Here is a 20,436-nt window from a genome sequence, read left to right as displayed (position 1 = left end):
AGACCTGCTGCACGTGTCGAATCCACTGCTCACACGCCTCGCCCCATGGTTGTTGCTCCCGCTTTACGTCACCGCCGCGCTGCTCGCCCACCACTTCACCGCGCCCGTACCTCAAGACACCGCCTTTCATCAGTTCGCCGACACAAGAACCCTTTTCGGCATCGCCAATTTCGCGGATGTAATAAGCAATCTGACCATCCTCTTGCCGGCCTTGGCCGGTTGCTGGATGGTTTCGCGCAGAGAGGCATGGCGGCAGTTTTCCACCGTCGCAGAACGCAGCTTCGCTTTCGTGTTCTTTCTGGCCATTGCGGCAGCGGCTTGCGGCTCGACGTGGTATCACCTCGCGCCCGACAACCATCGTCTGCTGTTTGATCGACTGCCCATCGGCCTGGCCTTTACTGCGCTGATCGCATGGCTAATCACCGAACGCACCGCCCCCGGCAAACTCGCGGTGATTTCACTGCTGCCCTGGATCGCACTGGGGCCGGTGTGCGTGCTGTGGTGGTATCAAGGGCAAATTGCAGGATACGGAGACCTGCGCCTGTACCTGCTGCTCTACGCATTCGTCTTCGTACTGACGCCGTTGCTGCTTCTCACCCACTCCCCATACGACGGTCAGCAATGGTACTGGTGCGCTTATCTATCGTTTTGTCTGGGGATGGCCGGTAACCGCCTCGACCATCCCGTTCACGCGGCACTTGGCGGCGCCATCAGCGGCCATACGCTCAAACACGTCCTCATGGGCGTGGCCGTCTTGTTTCTGCTGCGCATGCTATCGCGGCGACGCCCTCGGCTACGCCTGTAAGCCATCGAAACCCACTTCCACTACCACAACTCTCGATTGAATTAGGCGGGAGAAAACAAGTTCCAATAAGTGTTTTTTGATTTAATTCAAACCTTTGCAGATCAAACTAACGCAATCAAGAGTTACACATCGTGAGCCTGAGGTGAGATTCACCGCTCGAACATGCAGTTAGTCAGACCCGATCACGCCATTGTCATCTTTCCGAGCATTTAGGCGCCTTGCATAGCGTGATTCAACACGCCTAAGGTTCCCGCTCCCATCAATCAACACATGCCAAGGAAATGAAACTTCGTCAGAAACTCCTGATTGTCTCCGCAGCCGTTATCACCCTGGGCGGGTGCTCCACTGCAGGCCACCACAGCACCGAACGCCAAGCCGCACAACTGAGCGCAAGCACGGTTCAAGAATCCGAGATCCTCGCCTTGTTCGATCAATGGAATGCCAGCCTTGCGACCGGGAATCCGGCCGAAGTGGCAGCCAACTACACGTCGGATGCCGTGCTGCTGCCGACGGTCTCGAACCGCGTCCGCCACACAGATGAAGAGCGCATCGACTACTTCGAACATTTCCTCGCCCTGCAGCCGGTAGGCAATCTCGATCAGTCGAATGTCCGCGTTTTCGATGACGTCGCCATCAATTCCGGCATCTACACCTTCCGCTTCAGCGACGGCTCCAGCGCGCAGGCGCGCTACACCTTCGTGTACGAGCAGCAAGCCGACGGCCGTTGGTTGATCACCGAGCATCACTCTTCGCTGATGCCCGAGAAAGCGCTGTAAGCGCCGCGCGGCTAGCGCAGAAATGCGCGATTGATCTCGCGAAAGCGCGGATCATCGCCACTGCCAAGCCACTCAAACGCCACCATTTCGCTGCTGACCACCACGACTCCGTGAGCACGCATGCGCGTCAGTGCGAGCTCGCGGTCGAGTGGGCGCCGCGATGCGGTGGCATCGGCCACCAGAAACACCCGTTTGCCGGCATGAGCCAGATCCAGCGCCGTTTGCTGCACGCAGACATGGGTTTCGCTGCCACACACGATCACGTCTTCCGCGGCATCCAGGGCCGAGTCACTGAGGCAACCGTCCCGTACTGCCGAGAAGCTGCGCTTTTGCAGCGTGCGCGCGTGCCCTGCAGCCTCCCGAATCGCCGGCACACTCGCGCCGATCTTGTCGGAACAGTGCTCGGTCACCAGCGCCGGCACGCCAAGGCGAGCAGCCAGTTTCAACAACCACGCGCATCGTTCGACAAGCTGCGCGCCGTCATGAATGGCGGGGGCGAGCCGTTCCTGCACATCGATCACCAGCAGCACGGACACCGCGCGCCGCATCAGATAGCCATTGTCATGCATGGGTTGCTCCTCTCGTGCCGCGCGCCCGCTGTGGGGTGTTGAGCAGACGCTACCCCGAGGTTTGCACGCTGTACACCTGCTGATGTGCGCAGTACACTGCCACGGCGATCAAGTCGTGAGGATCAGAGGAAGCAATGCAACGCGAACGCATGGAATTCGATGTGCTGATCGTCGGCGCCGGCCCGGCCGGTCTGGGTGCCGCCATTCGTCTGGCGCAGCAAGCCAGGTACGCCGGCCAAGTGTTGTCGGTGTGCGTGCTGGAGAAAGCACCCGAGCCCGGCGCGCACAGCCTGTCCGGCGCGGTCATGGACCCGCGGGCGCTGGACGCCCTGTTGCCCGGCTGGCAAGCCCGCGCACCAAGCCTCACCCCGGCGGGTGAAAACGAATTCCTGTTCCTCGGCGAACGCACCGCCAGACGCGTTCCGCACGCCTTGCTGCCCGCCTGCTTCGGTAACGACGGCAATGTAATCGTGCGACTCGGTCACCTCGTCAAATGGCTGGCAGAAGAAGCCGAGGCTCTGGGCGTGGAGATCTACCCCGGCTTTGCGGCGGAGGACGTTGTATATGGAGAAGACGGCGCCGTGCGCGGTGTCGTCACCGGCGACATGGGGCGTCTGCGCGACGGCTCGCCCGGCCCCGGCTACGCGCCCGGCATGGAGTTGCTGGCGCGTTACACGCTGTTCGCCGAAGGGTGCCGCGGGCACCTTGGCAAGCGCCTCGAAGCCCGTTTCGATTTGCGCCGCAACGCCGACCCGCAAATCTATGGCCTGGGCATCAAGGAGCTGTGGGAGGTGCCGCCCGAGCATCACCAAGCCGGCCGCATCACGCACACTGCGGGCTGGCCGCTGCCGGCCGACACCTACGGCGGCGGCTTCATCTATCACCTGAACGGCGGCCTGATCGCCACCGGCTTCGTCACCGGGCTGGACTACCCCAACCCGTGGCTGTCACCGTTTCACGAGTTTCAGCGCTTCAAGACCCACCCTGCGCTGCGCCCGATCTTTGAAGGCGGCAAACGCATTGCCTACGGTGCGCGCGCACTGGCGGCCGGGGGGCTGCAATCCCTGCCCAAGACGGTCTTCCCCGGCGGCGCGCTCATCGGCGACGACGCTGGCTACCTCAATGCCGCGCGCATCAAGGGCATACACGCGGCCATCGAATCCGGCGTGTTGGCAGCCGACGCCACATTCGATGCACTGCGCTCAGGTCGCAGCGGCGACGAGCTGACGGCCTACCCTGCGGCCTTCGAGCGCAGCCCTTTACGCGCCGAACTGCATCGCACGCGCAACTTCAAGCCGCTGATGAAACTCGGACTGCATTCCGGCGCCGTGGCGTTCGGCGTCGATCAACTCGTGCTGCGCGGGCGAGCGCCGTGGACGTTACGCAATCGCGCAGACCATGCGACGCTGCGTGACGCAGCGCACTGCCCTCGTATCGCCTACCCTTCACCGGATGCTCAGGTCAGCTTCGATCTGCTGTCGTCGGTGTATCTGTCGAACACCAATCACGCTGAAGAACAACCCTGCCATCTGCTTCTGAAGAACCCGGCGACGGCGCTGGACGTCAATCTGGCGCGCTACGCTGCACCCGAGCAGCGCTATTGCCCGGCCGGCGTGTATGAAATCGTGGAGCAAGACAGCACGCCCCGACTGCAAATCAACGCGCAGAACTGTGTGCACTGCAAGACCTGCGACATCAAGGACCCCACCCAGAACATTGAATGGGTGCCGCCACAAGGGGGCGAAGGCCCCATTTACTCAGGCATGTAACCAAGGAGACCGCATGAAACTGACCAGTCAGAGCATCACCGACGGCGCCGAGATTCACGGCGACTTTGCCTTCTGCATCCCGGCCGCTGAAGGCCACGTGTGCCTGGGCGCCAACCGCAACCCGCATCTGGCGTGGAGCGACGTGCCCGCCGGCACGCAATCCTTCGTGCTGCTGTGCCACGACCCCGACGTGCCGAGCCGCGGCGATGACGTGAACAAGGGCGATCGCAGCGTGCCGGCCGACCTGCCGCGCGTGGATTTCTTCCACTGGGTGCTGGTGGATGTGCCGGCACAGACGCGTGAGATTGCGGCCGGCAGCTTTTCGTCCGAGGTCACGCCGGGCGGCAAGGACGGCCCGGCCGGCCCCGACGGCACGCGCCAGGGCATCAACGACTACACCAACTGGTTTGCCGGCGACAAGGACATGGGCGGCGACTACCACGGCTACGACGGCCCCTGCCCTCCGTGGAATGATGAGTTGCTGCACCACTACGTGTTCACGCTGTACGCACTGGACGTGCCGCGCTGCGCGGTCGAAGAGCGCTTTACCGGTGCCGACGTGCGTGCTGCCATCGCCGGCCATGTGCTGGCCGAAGCCAGCATCACCGGCACCTACACGCTGAACCCCAAGCTCAGGGGCTGAGACCGGCAGCGACACCCTCGCGACGCGGGTCGGCTGCGCCTTGCCAGCCGTTCGCGTCGCGCACGATCACCGCCAGGCCGCTGGTCATTGGCTGTACCACCGGCTCATGGCCGAACGCGCGCAAGCGCTTGCCCAACTCACGCCCGGCCGGCGTGTCCTCGACTTCGGTCGGCCCGTTTCGACTGCCGAAGTGCGGCCCATTCAACAGCGTGGCCAGATCCATCTGCTTGTCCAGCAGCCCCACCAGACTTGCCGCAACGTAATTGATGATGCGGCTGCCGCCGGGCGAACCCAGCACGGCATGCAGTTGCCCGCTCTCATCGAACACCAGCGTGGGCGCCATCGAACTGACCGGGCGGTGGCCCGGCACCACGCGATTGGGGTGTGGCACGCCTTGCTCCCGCTCGGGCGAAAAGGCGAAATCCGTGAGCTGATTGTTGAGCAAAAAGCCGTGCACCATGCGGCGCGAACCGAAGACGTTTTCAATGGACGCCGTGAGTGCCACGGCATTGCCAGCGGCATCCACAATGGAGACATGCGTGGTGGCCGGCCGCTCGGGCGCATGCGCTTGCGGCACCTGCGCCGCCGAGGGTCGCCCTGCCCTTGCGCGGCCCATACTGCGTGCAGGGTCGATCAGCCGTGAGCGCTGGGCCAGGTACTCGGCGTCGGTCAACGCGGCGACCGGCATGCTCATCGAGGCTGGATCGCCATACCAGACATCCCGGTCGGCATGCGCCAGGCGGCCGGCTTCGGCAAACAGATGCGCCGTGTGCACGGCGTCAGCCCGCGCCATGTCGAAGCCTTCCAGCATGCCCAGCATCGCCAGCACCGTACCTCCGGCCGCGCTGGGCGGAGGCATGCCGCAAACGCGATAGCTGCGGTAGGGGCCGCACAAGGCCTCACGCCGCAGCGGGCGATAGCTGGCGAGATCATCTGCTTCCAGCACGCCCGGCGCAGGCTCCGAACGCCCTGCCGCGACGATGTCGCGCGCCAGATCACCGGTGTAAAGCACATCTGCGCCCTCAGCCGCCACACGCCTCAACACCACGGCCAGATCAGCATTACGCAGCACATGCCCGGCCGGAACGGCGCGCCCGTCGGCTTGATAGAACAGCGCGCGTGCCTGGGCATCACTGCGCAAGAACCGATCACCGTCGAGCAGCGCATGCAGACGCGGCGACACGGCAAAGCCATGCTCCGCAAGCGTGACGGCCGGCTCGAACAGTCGTGCCCACGCCAATCGCCCGCCCTCGCGATGCGCCGCTTCGAGCATGCGCAACAAACCGGGGGCGCCCACGGCCCGGCCACCCACGACGGCCTCGAAGAACGGCATGGGTTTGCCGTTTTGCAGGAACAAGGCCTCGGTGGCAGCAGCAGGCGCCGTCTCGCGGCCATCCCACGCCACGACCTGCTGCTGGGCCGAATCGAAATGCAGCATGAAGGCCCCGCCGCCAATGCCTGCAGATTGCGGCTCGACGACGTTGAGCACCAGCACGGCCGCAATGGCGGCATCCACCGCCGTACCCCCTTCGCTCAGGATGGCAACGGCAGCTTCGGTTGCATGTGGATTGGCCGTCACGACCATCGTCGCCGCGCGGGCGACGGAAACCTGCGCAAAGCCGGTAGCCGCTTCAGGGGCTGCACGATCCGCATAGGCGACTACAGCGTGCGTCAGCGCCAGCAAGCCGGCGGCGCACAGACAAGCAAGACCGCGTTTAACCACCCGCCGTCTCTGCATCCAGCAATTCGGCAAACGCCTCGGCCGCCACCGGCGGGCTGAAGAGATAACCCTGGCACAAATCACAGGACTGGTTTTTCAGAAAATCCAATTGCTCCCCCGTTTCGACACCTTCGGCTACCACCCGCATGCGCAAGGTTCGCGCCATGGCGACAATGGCTGCGGCGATCTCCATGTCGCCGATGTCTGAGGGTAAATCGCGGACGAACTCCCGATCAATCTTCAGCACGTCGATCGGGAAGCGCTTGAGGTAGGCAAGTGAAGAATACCCCGTGCCGAAATCATCAATGGCCAGCGTCACTCCGAGGCTCTTGAGCGCGCGCAGACGCTCACCGGCGATCACCTCGTGACCCATGATGGTGCTCTCGGTAAGCTCCAGCTCAAGGCGCTCGGCGGGCATGCCGGTTTCGGCCATGATCGCCGCCACGCGCGCCGGCAGATCGGTTTGCCACAACTGGCGCCCGGACAGATTCACTGCCATGGTAAGTGGCGGCAAGCCCATGGCGTCCCAGCGCATGGCCTGCTCGCAGGCCTGCCGCAACACCCACTCGCCCAAGGGCACGATAAGGCCGTTGTCTTCGGCAATCGGAATGAAATCACCCGGCGGAATCAGACCACGCTCGGGGTCTCGCCAGCGCAGCAAGGCCTCGCAGCCGACGATCTGGCCACTGCGTAAATCGATCTGCGGCTGATAGTGCAATTCGAACTCGCCGCGCTCGAGCCCCCTGCGCATGCGCGTTTCCAGCTCCACACGTTGCTGCGCGGCCAGACTCAGTTCGGCGGTAAAGAAGTGATAAGTGCTGCGTCCGTCCGCCTTGGCGCTGTAGAGCGCCGCATCGGCATGCTGGATCAGCTCGGTGGTGGTCGTGCCGTCCTGCGGATAACAACTGATGCCTACACTGAGGCCGACGTACACTTCATGCCCGCCCGACAGCGCGAAGGGGTCTTTGAGCAGGCGAATCAGCGCACGCGCCACCACTGCGGCATCGTCGGGCGAAGTCACATCCTCCATGACCATCAGGAATTCATCACCTCCCAGTCGCGCCAGCGTGTCTTCGCTGCGCACGCGCTTCCTGAGCCGCTCTGCAATCAACACCAGCAATTCGTCACCCACCGGGTGGCCGAAACTGTCGTTCACGTCCTTGAAGCGATCCAGATCAAGAAAGAGCACGGCGATGCCAAGCTGCTTGCGCCGCGCCTGCTCGATGGCATGCTCCAGCCGCAGATTCACCAGCACCCGGTTGGGCAAACCGGTCAATGGGTCGAAATGCGCCAGACGTTGCAATTCGGCTTCGGAGTGCTTGAGCTGGCTGATGTCGGTCATCACCCCGACATACTGTGCCGGCAAGCCGTGATCGTCCGCCACGGTGCTGATGCTCACCCATTGCGGGCACACTTCACCGCTTTTGCGGCGGTTCCATACTTCGCCCTGCCAATAGCCGTGCTCGCGCAGCGCATTCCACATAGCCGAGTAGAACTCGGGCGGGTGACGGTCGGAGCGCACAATGGCAGTCGTGCGCCCGACCACTTCGGCATCGGCGTAGCCGGTGATCTCGCAGTAGGCACGGTTGACCGCCAGAATATTGCCTTCGAGATCGGTGATGACCACGCCGTCGCGCGTGCTCTCGAACACCGCTGCCGCGCGGCGCAAACTGTCGAGCGCATCCTTGCGCTCCAGCGCGGCTGAAATGCTCGCCGCCACGATCTTCAGCACGCTCTCCTCCGCCGCAGTCCAGCGCCTGCGCCGCAGGGCCGTCTCGATGCCCACGCAGCCCCATAGCCGACCACGGCTGAGCAAAGGCAGCAGCATGATGCTGGCAATCTGCTTGTCTGCGAAAAAACCGCGCTCTTCGTCGGACAAATCATCAATGTCGCAGGCGATGACCTGTCCATGCTGCAAGGCGGCGAGCCATCGCCCGAGGTGAATCTCGTCAATCTCCAGGTCGGTCACTTCGGCATCGGGCGTACTGAAGTCGATGCTCTCGCACTCCCAGCGGTGACGAATACTGGCGGCAGGCTTGCCGCTGAGCGAATGCGGATGGACCTCGAAGATGTAGGTGGAGTCGCCCCCGATATGACGCCCGAGGGATTCCAGTACCCGGTCTAATGCGTCCTCGAGGTTGTCCTGCCTGAGCAACTCGAGCGCGGCATGAGCCGCCATCCTCAAGGCATCTTCACGCTGATGCACTGCATGGGCGATGCGCCACTTCTGCAGCGCCAAGGCCGCCAGCCCCGCGAACTCGAGCAACACCTCGTCGCGCCGGCCCGCCTCTGCGCTGGGTGAAGCGCTATGCGCCAGCAGCACACCGATGGCTTTGCCGGCCTCGTCTCGCAAGCTTGCACACGGAGCTAGCGAATATTCCTCGCCCGCCACGGCCGGCAAACGGTACAACGGCGGCCCCGCCGAATCGGCACACCGACTGACCACCTCCGCAGCCAAGGGACCGAGCCCGGCGCGCCGGAAATTGAGCAGCGGATCATTGGCGTACTCGAAACACAGCAGATCAACGCGCCATGCGCTGCCAAGCAGCCATTCCACCTGCCCCACGACCGCAGACAGCGTGCGTTCAAGCGGCTCGTCGGCGGCGATCAAATCAAGCACCTCTCCACGTGCCTGTTGCAGGCGCCGCTTGCCGGTGCGCTCGCTCATGTCGATGTCGACGCAATAGACTTCTTTCTCGCCGTTGGCGCCGATCTGCATCACGAGGCTGGAGAAGACATGCAGCTCGCGCCCGTCACGGTGACTCAGCACGAGCTCGGCAGCCGGCACGGCTGCGCCATCGTCGGCCCACTGCCTCACGGCCTTGCGAAAGCCCTCGCGCGCGTGCTCCGGCACGATCAGGTCGGCGATGTCGCGACCCGCAGCCTCATCAGCGCTGTAGCCATACAGCGCTTCGCTCGAACGGTTCCAGAACAACACCTTGCAGTCGGGCCCGAACACCTGAACCGCCACCGCCGGGGTGTGCTCGAACAGGTCGCGGAAGCGCTTTTCGCTGACCAACAGTTCTGCACGCTCGCGCTTCAATTCGAGCTGGACCTGCAACTTTTCGAGCGTAGCCACCAGTTCGAACAGATAGCCGTCGCGCTTGGGAAGATAGTCATCCACTCCCAGACGCAAAGCCTTGGCGGCGACTTCGCCACTGCCGTGCCCGGTCAGCAGCACGATCGGCTTCTCGACGCGAAACTGACTTCGCAGGATGCGCACCAGCTCCAGCCCGTCGATGCCGGGAAGCCGGTAATCCACCACGATCGCGTCATGGCAATCCACATGCTCTGCCGACATGCGTGACAGCACATCGGCGGCAAGTGCAACCGTTTCCAGACGAATGTGCGGCGCGTGACGGGTAAAGTGACGACGCGCCAGATCGACATCAAAAGCGTTCGGCTCGGCGTACAGCACGCGCATGCGTCGGGTACGGCGCAGGCTGTGCTCGCGATGCCGCGCCAATGCGGAGGTGAGCGCGGCAGGGAGACCAACAAGGTAATCGTCGCGCTTGGTGACGTAATCATCGGCGCCGGCCTTCAAAGCCGCCAATGCCGCGTCCTGCTCACCCGAGCCGGTCAGCACCACCACCGCGGGCGAAGGCTTGCATTCATGCAGTTCGCTGAGCAGCTCGATGCCGCCGCCGTCGGGCAATCCCAGATCAAGCAACACCACATCGAATGCGGCCTGCCCGAGACAGGCACGCGCGCCCGCCAGCGATGGGGCTATTTCGAGCGTGATGTGCGGCGCATTGCGCGCAAACATCCGTTTGGCCAAGTCGGCGTCACTGCTTGAGTCTTCGACATACAGGACGCGCATGGCGGGCTACCTCGGCGCCCGGTTGAGGACGCACCAGAACAGTTCGATCTGCTCGGCCACCTCCATGAACTTGCCGAAATCCACGGGTTTGACGATGTACGAATTAGCGCCTATTTCGTAGGCCGTGCGCAGATCGGTGTTCTCGCTCGATGAAGTCAGCATCACCACAGGGATGAAGCGATAGCGCTCGTGCGCCTTGAGCTGCCGCAGCACCTCCAGCCCATTGATCTTGGGTAGCTTGATGTCGAGCAGTATCACGGCAGGCAGGGGCTCACCGGCATCCCAGCGGCCGATGAAGGCCAAGGCCTCTTCGCCGTCACGCGCCACTTCCACGGGGTTACCGAAACGGCGACGCCGGAACGCCCGTTGAGTCAAATCGAGGTCCACCGGGTTGTCTTCGACCAGCAGTATCGGTTGCGGCAGTAATTCCGTCGTCACTTCGGTAGCTCCATGAAGAACGTTGCTCCCGCGCCCGGCGCGCTTTCGGCCCACACACGGCCACCCATGCGAATGACGGCCTTCTTCACCAGCGCAAGCCCCACGCCGGTACCGGGGTAATCCTCTGCCCTGTGCAACCGCTGAAAAATGTCGAATATGCGTTCATGGTATTGCATGTCAAAGCCGATGCCGTTGTCACGCACGAACAGCAGCACGTGATCATCGCTCTCCTGCGCACCGATATCAATGCTCGGCCGGTCGCGGCCACGGCTGAATTTGATGGCGTTCTCGAGCAGGTTGCGCAAGGCCAATGCGAAGCCATCACGATCAATGCGGGCGACGATGCCTTGGAGCTCACAGCGGATGATCACGGAATGCGCACCCGGGTCGGTTTCACGCTGCCCGATGAGCTGCGCAGCAATGCTGTCGAGCGGCATGGCATGCACTTCGAGCGCACGTCGTTCGATACGCGAATACGCCAGCATGTCTTCGATCAGGCCATGCATCTGGCTAACGCCGTTGCGCACGTTGCCCAGCAACTCGCGCCCTTCATCGTCCAGACGGTCAGCGTAATCAAGCAGCAGGATCTGGCTGTAACCATCCACCCCGCGCAACGGCGCTTTCAGGTCGTGCGAAACGGAATAGGAGAAGGATTCAAGCTCGCGGTTGGCCGCCTCAAGCTGAGCCGTTCGCTCGGCCACCCGGCTCTCGAGGTCGGCATTGAGCGCAGCCAAGGCACCTTCCGATTCAGCCTGCCGATCCAACACCCGACGGATGATGAAGTACAAGGCCATGGAGACGATGAGGATGTACACCATCCCTTTCCACGACTGCAATGCGGACACAAGCTGAGGGTCGGCGTCGGCGATGCCAAGGATCAGACGATCCGACGCCAGAATCCAGAACAGGCTGAACACGGCGTAGCCCGCGACGATTCGCGTCGCTTCGCGCCCCGGTTTGCAGTGCATATCGGACAAACTTCGTCCTCCGCTTTGTCTGCATGCAGGCGTGCCTCATGCACACCACGCTCATGTCACGCCAATATTCGATAGTAAGCAAGCGAGATCAACCCGCAATGCCTGCCTGTATGGCACAGCGCCGTAGCGTGAATTAATTCACGCTTTTCGGGCATGCGCTGCCCTATCGATGCCGCGCGAGCGCTACCCGTGACTCAGGCGCGCCGAATGAGCCACACTTTCGGCTCCTGCCCCCATGGTTTCGCAAGTCGATGAACTCCAAGGGCAGATCACAAGCACACAACAATCACGCCCGCAGCGGATTCTTATCCCCATGTTCCGTGCGCAAGCCTGTGGGCAACTCGTGGATGAATGCGCTAAGTGAATGAGCGCAAAGCACTCGCTGTGTTCGCTCAAGAAAGCGGCAATCGCGAGCAGTGCGAAAAAAAAAGCAAAAAAAAGCACGCCACAGAGGGCGTGCTTTTCAAGGGGAATTCCATGGCGGAGAGGGCGGGATTCGAACCCGCGTCAGGGTATTACCCTGAACACGCTTTCCAGGCGTGCGACTTAAACCGCTCATCCACCTCTCCACGGAAGCCGCGCATTCTAGCAGAACTCACGCGTGGATAAACCCCTTTGCGCGAATCAGGCTTCTACGCGTTGCGACTCGCCCTGCCCATCGTCCGGCGTTCGGAGAAAATCCACCAGACGTTGCGTCTCGCGCGAGGGCGGTGCGGTGAGCAGGCTGACGGCGACTGTCACCACGAACCCGAGCACGACACCGAAGGCGCCCGCGGAGATCGGGTTGATCCCGAACCAGGCTGCCGACAACTCACCGCCGAAGAACGGATGAGTACGGATCACGTAATACAGCGTGAGGAGCAGGCCAGAAATCATGCCGGCCACGGCGCCTGCGCGGTTGGCTCGTCGCCAGAAGATGCCCAGCACCAGCGCAGGAAACAATGCTGAAGCCGCCAGCGAGAAGGCCATTCCGACCATGAACAGAATGTTGTCGGGTCGCAGCGAGGCAACCCAGGCTGCCGCAACCGCCACCACCAGCAAAGCCGATTTCGACATGAGCAGCCGCCGGTGATGCGGCGCTTCGGGGTTGAGAGCCTTGTAATAAAGGTCGTGCGACAGGGCGTTGGAGATGGTCAGCAGCAGGCCATCAGCGGTCGACAGCGCTGCAGCCAGGCCGCCGGCGGCGACCAGCCCCGCCACCACGTAGGGCAAGCCGGCAATCTCTGGCGTTGCAAGCACGATGGCGTCAGTGTTCAGGCTCAACTCGGCCAATTGGAGAATGCCGTCGCCGTTCATGTCTTCGAAACTGATAAGCCCTACCCGCCCCCATGAAGCCACCCAGGACGGCAGGGCTGCAATCTCGGTGCCGATCAGATTGCTGTAGACCTCCCATCTTGCGAACACGGCATACGCGGGCGCAGCGAGATACAGCAGCAAGATGAAGAACAATGTCCAGAACACCGAACTGCGTGTCTGCGTCACGCCCGGCGTGGTGTAGTAGCGCGTAAGGATGTGCGGCAAGGCGGCTGTACCCATCATCAGCACGAAGACCAGCGCAATGAAGTTGTTGCGGGACACCGCCGACTGTTCGGGGGTCACCCCCGGATGGGCTTCCGCAAAGCGGGCAGGTACAGCCGATCGCCGCAACGCCTCGTCGAGCTCGTCCCCCCACTGCTCGCGCGCGGCCTCGGGGGTTGTCGGGATGTCGCGCAGCGCTCGTTCGAGTTGCACGATTTCGCGGGCCGGCGCGTCGCGAGCCAACAAGGCGTTGAGTTCGGCCACACGCTCCTGCCGCTCCAGAGCGAGGGAGGCAGGCAAGCCCTCGATGCGGATCTTGTACTCCTCGGCACGCAGGCGGTAGCGCTCACGCGCCTCGGCCTCGCGCCAATCCCACAGCAATTCGCCTTCACGCTCGGACAATTGCTGCATCACAGGCCCGTACATCAACTGCGGCACCGGAACGCCGGTGGTCTTGTACGACAACATGATGACAGGCACCAGGTAGGCCACGATCAGCACCAGATATTGAGCTACCTGCGTCCACGTGACCGCGCGCATGCCGCCCAGAAAGGAACACACCAGAATGCCTGCCAGCCCGATGAACAGCCCGATTTCGAACTCGACGCTGACGAACCGGCTGGTCACCAGCCCCACGCCATAGATCTGCGCCACCAGATAGACGAAGCTCGCCAGCACCGTAGCGACCACACCGACGACGCGCGCCGCATTACCTTCGTAGCGCGCTCCGAGAAAATCCGGAATGGTGTATTGCCCGAAACGGCGCAGATAAGGCGCCAGCAGCAGCGCCACCAGCACGAAACCGCCCGTCCAGCCTGTCACGAAGGCGAGCCCCTCGAAACCGGAGAAGTACAGCGTCCCCGCCAGGCCGATGAACGAGGCTGCGCTCATCCAGTCCGCCGCTGTTGCCATGCCGTTGAAGACGGGCGGCACTCGACGCCCGGCAACGTAATACTCGTTCAGGTCGGACGTGCGACTGGCCACGCCGATACCGGCATACATGCCGACAGTCGCACACAGAAAAACCAGCCCGATGGTGCTTTGCGAAAGACCGAACTGCTCGCCGATTGCCAGCGCACCGAGCAAGGCAACGAAGGTGAAGGCATACAGCACGTAGTTGCGTACGAGCCGGCGCGCGAACGGCTTCGATCCGTCCGGCATCAGTATTTAAGCCTGGAAAAGTAGGTCTTCTGGCTGGCGGCGCGGGCTTCACCCAACGTACGTATGCCCCGCTCGGAGAGCAGCGGCAACATGCGCAGGAACACCTCGGCCGTCATCATGGCGTCGCCCAGGGCGCAATGCCGATCCACCACCGGCACTCCAAGCCGTTCGGCAATGGCCTCGAGACGATGCGATTCCTGGTTGGGATGCAACCAAGCAGAGAGCAGCAGCGTGTCGAGCACCGGCAGGTCGAACACCACCCCGGTGCTCTGCTCCTTCAACTCCAGAAAGCGCATGTCGAACGCCGCGTTGTGTGCCAGAAGCACCGAATCCGCCGCATACGCACGAAATGCGGGCAACACGTCGGAGATCGTTGGCTGATCGCGCAAGTCCTCTGGCTGGATGTGATGAATCGCAATCGATTCGGCGCTCATGCCGCGCCTGGGGTCGACCAGTTGCTTGAACGATTCACCCCGTCGAAGCTTGCCGTTAACGATGCGCGTGGCGCCGATCTGGATGATCTCGTCCCCTCCTGTCGGGTCGAGGCCGGTCGTCTCCGTATCGAACACCGTGTAACTGAGGGCGCCGAGGGGCACGTCGTCGAGCACGCCTGAGGGGCTCGACCATTTGAAAAGGTCAAAATCGTAATACTCGGGCCGGCTGTCACCATGTACATCGGTTTGCGCGTCTTCGCCCTCGCTCTGTGGCAACACGAAACGCAATGCAGCCCGCTGACGGCCCTTGTCGCGCAACACCTGCACTTCCCCGCCGTGCCGCTGCATGACATCACGCACGCTCAGCGGGCTATCGAAACCCCCTACGTCAATCGGCTCGATCTGCCACGCCATCAGCGTCTCGGTACTGGCTGCGGTGCCGCCCCAACTCATGTCGATGCAGCACTGCTTCTCGCCGTGCTCGACATTCAGGATCAATTTACGCGCAGACGACACATCCACCACTCGTGCCGCCAGAAACACCATGGCGTGCAGCAAGGAAAAGCTGTCTACGCAGAGCCAGTTGCCCTCATGCGGTTCAAGCTCGACGGAGACTCCGACGTGCTGCTCGATACGCACCTTCGCAGCCGACAACACCTCCTCGCTGCGCATGCTCTCCAAAAGCCAACGGCCTCGCACGGTCTTGCCGAACTCGCTGCTGGCATCCTCGATGCGTCGTGCGAGCTCATCCAGGCCTGCGCGCGCCTCAGCCAGTTGCGCTGGGTCTACATTGCGCTCCAGTGCATCGAGCGCCGCCTGGACACGCCTCAAGGCCGGGCGCTGTTCATCGCTGAGTGACAGCACCAACTCGTCACAGCGCCGATCACGCCGAAAATCATTCGAAATATCGTCGAAGAGCAGAATGAAGCCGCCCGCCCCCGACTCACCCTCGTCTTGCCCAGGCGGCACGCGCGATACCCGAACACGCAACAGACTGCCGCCCCGAGCACTGATGAAGCTCGCCATTGCGGAACTCGAGCCGCGGCGCATCTGGCGCTCGATGACTTCGCGCGCATGCTGCACCACGCTGCGATCCAGTACCGAATAGATCGACCGCCCCAGCCCGATCAGCTCTCGACCGTCGGCCACCTCCGGCGCGTCGGACAACGCGCGGAATTGCTTTCGAGCCCGGGCGTTGTAAAGCAGGATGCGGCCATCGCGATTGCAGACCACCACACTCTGGGTCAATTCGCTCATCAAGGCCGCCAGCCGGTTACGCTCGCTCTTAAGCGCCGCCTTGGCGGCATCGACCTGGGAGGCGATGCTGGCCCGCAAGCTTTCGCGGCTGTCCGCAAGCGCGTTGACGCCTTGCACGATGGCCTGAAATTCGCTCGGCACATCCGGCTCAAGCCGCAGGTCGGGGTTGGCCTCGTTCATGGTGCAGATGTGCTCGCCGATCTTGCGAGCACGCTGAAAATGCGCGTTGAGCACAGACCGCAACACCATCACCAAGGCCACGTACGCCAGCGCCAGGGCTGCCACCGTCGGAGCCACACGCCCCTCGGCACCCATCATCAAGGCAGCACGCGCGGGCTCGTCGGCAATCGCCCACAACACCCATGCAGCCAACCCGACCGAACCGAATACGAGCACACCCGCCAGACCCAACACCAGAACCAAGCGTGCCCATGTGCTCATTACGCGCTCCCACCACGCCGCATCCGCAGCGCTTGCCGCATGGGCAAGGTGCTGCCTGCTGAGCTACTTTCCGGAGTTGCGTATATGAACACTGTCGCCTCATGCACTTTGGTCGTGCTGATCCATCGAATCCGGCCAGCGAGTGCGAAAACTTCGCAAAAAAAAAGCGCGCTTTCGCGCGCTTTCCCCCCAACCTGGGCGGGCGACTCTGTTCTGGTAATCCGCCGTAGAACCGCTCAGGGTTTCCGCTGCCCTCCCGTCGGCCCTTTGCGACACACGCCGCACTGACCCTCCGTTGCACCGGAAACCTCGCCGTTCAGACGCCGTCTCCATCATCTCGCGCCCTTGTGCCCAGCCTCCTCCATCAAACTTTGTGCGCTCTCAGACAACTACTTTGAGTTGATCCAAGATCGCAGGATTCTCGAGCGTGCTTGTATCCTGCGTGATTTCCTCGCCCTTCGCAAGCTGTCTTAACAATCGCCGCATGATCTTGCCCGAACGTGTCTTGGGCAGGTTGTCGCCAAACCGGATGTCTTTGGGCCGCGCAATCGGCCCGATTTCCTTACCGACCCAAGTCTGCAAGGTCTTGACCATGGCCTTCGCTTCATCACCGGTCGGGCGAGCCCCTTTGAGCACCACGAAGGCCACGATGGCCTCGCCCGTAACGTCATCTGGCTTGCTCACCACAGCCGCTTCGGCAACATGATCATTCGCCACCAAAGCAGATTCGATCTCCATCGTCCCCATTCGATGGCCTGAGACATTGAGCACGTCGTCTATACGGCCCGTGATCGTGAAGTAGCCGGTGTCCTTGTCGCGAATGGCACCGTCGCCGGCCAGATACAGCTTGCCCTTGAAGTCATCCGGGAAATACGTTTTCCGGAAGCGGTCCGGGTCACCCCAAATGGTGCGGATCATCGACGGCCACGGCTTTTTCACCACCAGGATGCCGCCTTGCCCGTTGGGCACCTCCGTGCCGGTCTCATCGACCACCGCAGCCTGAATGCCGGGGAATGGTAGCGTGCAGGAGCCCGGTACCATCGGCGTCGCGCCCGGCAGTGGGGTGATCATGTGCGCACCGGTTTCGGTCTGCCAGAAGGTATCAACGATCGGGCAGCGGCTGCCGCCGACATTCTCGTAATACCACTCCCAGGCTGCCGGGTTGATCGGCTCGCCCACGGTACCGAGGATGCGCAAACTCGATAGATCGTATTTCTTCGGATGTGCATCCGGGTTGTTCTCCGCCGCCTTGATCAGCGAGCGGATGGCAGTCGGAGCCGTGTAGAAGATGCTGACCTTGTGGTCCTGCACCATGCGCCAGAAACGCCCGGCATCCGGGTACGTGGGCACGCCTTCAAACACGATCTGCGTCGCACCGCAGGCAAGCGGGCCATAGGCAACGTAGGTGTGGCCCGTCACCCAACCGATATCGGCCGTGCACCAGAAGATGTCCTCGGGCTTGATATCGAAGGTGTAGCGCATCGACATGGTCGCCTGCAGCAGATAGCCGCCCGAGGAATGCTGCACGCCTTTCGGCTTTCCGGTGGAGCCCGAGGTGTAGAGGATGAACAGCGGGTGCTCTGCCTCTACCCATTCGGGTTCGCAAGTGTCCGCCAAGCCTTCCACGACATCGTGCATCCAGCGGTCACGGCCTTCGACCATCTTGACGTCCATGCCGGTGCGCTTGAGCACGATGACGTTCTTTACCGACTTCGCTGCTTCGGAATCGAGCGCTTCATCGGCAATCGACTTCAACGGCAGTGTCTTGCCGCCGCGGAACTGGCCATCGGACGTGATCAGCGCGACCGCGCCGGCATCCTGAATGCGATCACGCAACGCATGCGCGGAAAAGCCCCCGAACACCACGGAATGAGTGGCCCCGATGCGAGCGCAGGCCTGCATGGCGACAATGCCTTCGACCGACATCGGCATGTAGATGACCACCCGGTCGCCCTTCTTCACGCCCATGCCGCGCAGCGCATTGGCGAAGCGGCACACTCGCTTGAGCAACTCGGCGTAGGTGAAACGCGAAACCTTGCCGTCGTCGCTCTCGAACAGAATGGCAAGCTTGTCACCGTCGCCCCGCTCGACGTTGCGATCCAGGCAGTTATACGAAACGTTCAGCTTGCCGTCAGCAAACCACTTAAAGAACGGCGCATTGCTTTCATCAAGCACCTGATCGAAAGGCTTGTTCCAGTCGATCAGCTCGCGCGCTTGCCGTGCCCAGAAGCCCGTGTAATCGCGCTCCGCTTCTTCGCACAACGCTCGGTAAGCGTCCATACCCGATACCGTAGCGCGCCCCACCGCTTCGGGGGACGGCTGATAGACCCGGGCTTGATGTTCGCTCGACATGTTTTCGTCTCCTCGTTTTCTTTTCTTGTGCTGACACCGCAAGCCTTTGTCGGCGCGGCTTTCAGCCTGTGCGTCATGAGAACAATTAGAAGTCATGCATCTTACACAAGACTTACTTTTGCCTACCTGCGCCGGACCCGTACTCAATCATACCCCGCAGCCAGCCGCTGGTAGAATCCCGAACTGCCATACCAGCCCGGAGAAAGGCCATGACCGTGATCCGCCAGGACGACCTCATCCAGTCGGTCGCCGACGCATTCCAGTACATCAGCTACTACCACCCGCTCGACTACATCACGGCACTCGGCAAAGCCTGGGAGCGAGAGGAAAACCCTGCGGCGAAAGATGCCATCGCGCAGATCCTCACGAACTCACGCATGTGCGCCGAGGGCCACCGCCCCATCTGCCAGGACACGGGAATCGCGGTGGTGTTCATCAAGATCGGCATGAACGTGCGCTGGGACGCCACCCTGAGCCTGCAGGAAATGATCGACGAGGGCGTGCGCCGCGCCTACAACCACCCGGACAACAAGCTGCGCGCCTCCGTGCTGCTCGACCCGGCCGGCAAACGCCGCAATTCGAAGGACAACACGCCGGCCGTAGTGCATGTCGAAATGGTGCCGGGTGACCACGTGGAGCTCACCTGTGCCGCCAAAGGCGGCGGCTCCGAGAACAAATCCAAGCTGGTGATGCTCAACCCGTCCGACTCCATCGTCGAGTGGGTGCTCAAGACATTGCCGACCATGGGCGCCGGCTGGTGCCCCCCGGGCATCCTCGGCATCGGCATTGGCGGCACGCCAGAAAAGGCCATGCTGCTGGCCAAAGAGTCGCTGATGGCGCCCTGTAACATCCACGAGGTGCGCGAAAAAGCCGCAGCCAGCGGCGAACTCACGCGCGCCGAAGAGTTGCGCCTCGAACTGATGGACAAGGTAAACGCCCTCGGCATCGGCGCCCAAGGTCTGGGTGGCCTCACCACAGTGTTGGACGTCAAGGTTCTGGACTACCCCACCCACGCCGCCAGCCTGCCGGTTGCAATGATCCCCAACTGTGCGGCTACCCGCCATGTGCACTTCGAACTGGATGGATCTGGCCCGGCCAAACTGCAAGCGCCAAGGCTGGAAGACTGGCCCGCCGTCACGTGGCAGGCCGATACCAAAGTGGCCACGCGCGTGAATCTCGACACCCTCACCAAAGCGGAGGTGGCTTCGTGGAAGCCCGGTCAGGTGCTGCTGCTCAACGGCAAGATGCTCACCGGCCGCGACGCCGCCCACAAACGCATCCAGGATATGCTGGCCAAGGGCGAAAAACTGCCGGTCGACTTCACCAACCGAATCATCTACTACGTCGGGCCGGTTGACCCCGTGCGCGACGAAGCCGTAGGCCCGGCCGGCCCCACCACCGCCACGCGCATGGACAAGTTCACGCGCATGATGCTGGAACAAACCGGGCTGATCGCCATGGTCGGCAAAGCCGAACGCGGCCCCACCGCCATCGAAGCCATCCGCGACAGCCAGTCCGCCTACCTCATGGCTGTGGGCGGTGCTGCCTATCTGGTATCGAAGGCCATCAAGACCGCCAAGATCGTCGGCTTCGAAGACCTCGGAATGGAGGCGATCTACGAGTTCGATGTGATCGACATGCCCGTCACCGTGGCCGTAGACGCCAAAGGCACCAGCGTGCACGAAACCGGCCCGAAAGAATGGGCTGCGAAGATTGCCGGCATTCCGGTGGCGCTTGCCTGAGCTCAGGCTATAAT

Annotated in this window: 13 protein-coding genes and 1 tRNA gene; 5 read left to right on the top strand and 9 right to left on the bottom strand. The window is 62.6% G+C overall.

Going from position 1 to position 20,436, the window contains the following annotated elements:
- The first annotated feature begins 13 nt into the window (after positions 1-13).
- Together AC6H0W_RS09900 and AC6H0W_RS09895 are read left to right on the top strand one after the other, a co-directional pair.
- Positions 14-805: a hypothetical protein gene (locus AC6H0W_RS09900; protein WP_497576989.1), complete on the top strand. Its 792-nt coding sequence runs from the start codon at positions 14-16 to the stop codon at positions 803-805.
- Between the two features lie 281 nt (positions 806-1,086).
- Positions 1,087-1,581 (top strand): SgcJ/EcaC family oxidoreductase, encoded by a 495-nt coding sequence (locus AC6H0W_RS09895; protein WP_497576988.1) that lies wholly within the window; start codon positions 1,087-1,089, stop codon positions 1,579-1,581.
- Between the two features lie 11 nt (positions 1,582-1,592).
- Here AC6H0W_RS09895 and AC6H0W_RS09890 read toward each other — a convergent pair whose 3' ends face one another.
- On the bottom strand, positions 1,593-2,150 hold the full coding sequence (locus AC6H0W_RS09890) for a hydrolase (RefSeq protein WP_497576987.1): 558 nt from the start codon (positions 2,148-2,150) through the stop codon (positions 1,593-1,595).
- Between the two features lie 134 nt (positions 2,151-2,284).
- Between AC6H0W_RS09890 and AC6H0W_RS09885 the strand changes: the two genes are divergently transcribed.
- Both AC6H0W_RS09885 and AC6H0W_RS09880 read left to right on the top strand, forming a co-directional pair.
- Positions 2,285-3,919, top strand: a complete 1,635-nt coding sequence (locus AC6H0W_RS09885; protein ID WP_497576986.1) for an electron transfer flavoprotein-ubiquinone oxidoreductase — start codon at positions 2,285-2,287, stop codon at positions 3,917-3,919.
- A gap of 13 nt (positions 3,920-3,932) precedes the next feature.
- On the top strand, positions 3,933-4,562 hold the full coding sequence (locus AC6H0W_RS09880) for a YbhB/YbcL family Raf kinase inhibitor-like protein (protein ID WP_497576985.1): 630 nt from the start codon (positions 3,933-3,935) through the stop codon (positions 4,560-4,562).
- Here the strand turns inward: AC6H0W_RS09880 and ggt are convergent.
- The 8 genes from ggt to acs form a co-directional block, all read right to left on the bottom strand.
- Complete coding sequence (gene ggt, locus AC6H0W_RS09875; RefSeq protein ID WP_497576984.1) at positions 4,552-6,285, bottom strand: gamma-glutamyltransferase; 1,734 nt, start codon at positions 6,283-6,285, stop codon at positions 4,552-4,554. The two genes, AC6H0W_RS09880 and ggt, sit on opposite strands and share 11 nt — an antisense overlap.
- Positions 6,278-10,102 (bottom strand): two-component system response regulator, encoded by a 3,825-nt coding sequence (locus AC6H0W_RS09870; protein ID WP_497576983.1) that lies wholly within the window; start codon positions 10,100-10,102, stop codon positions 6,278-6,280. Before AC6H0W_RS09870 ends, ggt begins: the two co-directional genes overlap by 8 nt.
- A gap of 6 nt (positions 10,103-10,108) precedes the next feature.
- Entirely contained in the window at positions 10,109-10,540 is a 432-nt protein-coding gene (locus AC6H0W_RS09865; protein WP_497576982.1) for a response regulator, read from the bottom strand.
- Positions 10,537-11,508 carry a sensor histidine kinase gene (locus AC6H0W_RS09860; protein ID WP_497577344.1) on the bottom strand — a complete coding sequence of 324 codons (972 nt, stop codon included), beginning with the start codon at positions 11,506-11,508 and terminating at the stop codon, positions 10,537-10,539. Before AC6H0W_RS09860 ends, AC6H0W_RS09865 begins: the two co-directional genes overlap by 4 nt.
- A gap of 487 nt (positions 11,509-11,995) precedes the next feature.
- Positions 11,996-12,086, bottom strand: a tRNA-Ser gene (locus AC6H0W_RS09855).
- 55 nt (positions 12,087-12,141) lie between these two features.
- Positions 12,142-14,196: a sodium:solute symporter family protein gene (locus AC6H0W_RS09850; RefSeq protein WP_497576981.1), complete on the bottom strand. Its 2,055-nt coding sequence runs from the start codon at positions 14,194-14,196 to the stop codon at positions 12,142-12,144.
- Positions 14,196-16,328 carry a 3'-5' exonuclease gene (locus tag AC6H0W_RS09845; RefSeq protein ID WP_497576980.1) on the bottom strand — a complete coding sequence of 711 codons (2,133 nt, stop codon included), beginning with the start codon at positions 16,326-16,328 and terminating at the stop codon, positions 14,196-14,198. Before AC6H0W_RS09845 ends, AC6H0W_RS09850 begins: the two co-directional genes overlap by 1 nt.
- A 381-nt stretch (positions 16,329-16,709) precedes the next feature.
- Positions 16,710-18,680, bottom strand: a complete 1,971-nt coding sequence (gene acs / locus AC6H0W_RS09840; RefSeq protein ID WP_497576979.1) for an acetate--CoA ligase — start codon at positions 18,678-18,680, stop codon at positions 16,710-16,712.
- Between the two features lie 209 nt (positions 18,681-18,889).
- On the opposite strand from acs, the gene AC6H0W_RS09835 reads away from it, so the two are divergent.
- Positions 18,890-20,422, top strand: coding sequence for a fumarate hydratase (locus AC6H0W_RS09835; RefSeq protein ID WP_497576978.1), 1,533 nt, complete (start codon positions 18,890-18,892; stop codon positions 20,420-20,422).
- Positions 20,423-20,436: the final 14 nt, after the last annotated feature.

The organism is Pseudazoarcus sp. NS20 (assembly GCF_059703745.1).
The sequence above is the reverse complement of the archived record's forward strand: the minus strand, read 5'-3'. Positions and strand labels throughout refer to the sequence as shown.

Bases quoted from the DNA above. Each gene is read 5' to 3' on its own strand.
- AC6H0W_RS09850 (WP_497576981.1), bottom strand. From the start codon at position 14,196: ATGCCGGACGGATCGAAGCCGTTCGCGCGCCGGCTCGTACGCAACTAC.
- AC6H0W_RS09870 (WP_497576983.1), bottom strand. From the start codon at position 10,102: ATGCGCGTCCTGTATGTCGAAGACTCAAGCAGTGACGCCGACTTGGCC.
- AC6H0W_RS09880 (WP_497576985.1), top strand. From the start codon at position 3,933: ATGAAACTGACCAGTCAGAGCATCACCGACGGCGCCGAGATTCACGGC.
- AC6H0W_RS09885 (WP_497576986.1), top strand. From the start codon at position 2,285: ATGCAACGCGAACGCATGGAATTCGATGTGCTGATCGTCGGCGCCGGC.
- AC6H0W_RS09845 (WP_497576980.1), bottom strand. From the start codon at position 16,328: ATGAGCACATGGGCACGCTTGGTTCTGGTGTTGGGTCTGGCGGGTGTG.
- AC6H0W_RS09835 (WP_497576978.1), top strand. From the start codon at position 18,890: ATGACCGTGATCCGCCAGGACGACCTCATCCAGTCGGTCGCCGACGCA.
- AC6H0W_RS09895 (WP_497576988.1), top strand. From the start codon at position 1,087: ATGAAACTTCGTCAGAAACTCCTGATTGTCTCCGCAGCCGTTATCACC.
- AC6H0W_RS09890 (WP_497576987.1), bottom strand. From the start codon at position 2,150: ATGCATGACAATGGCTATCTGATGCGGCGCGCGGTGTCCGTGCTGCTG.
- acs (WP_497576979.1), bottom strand. From the start codon at position 18,680: ATGTCGAGCGAACATCAAGCCCGGGTCTATCAGCCGTCCCCCGAAGCG.
- AC6H0W_RS09860 (WP_497577344.1), bottom strand. From the start codon at position 11,508: ATGCACTGCAAACCGGGGCGCGAAGCGACGCGAATCGTCGCGGGCTAC.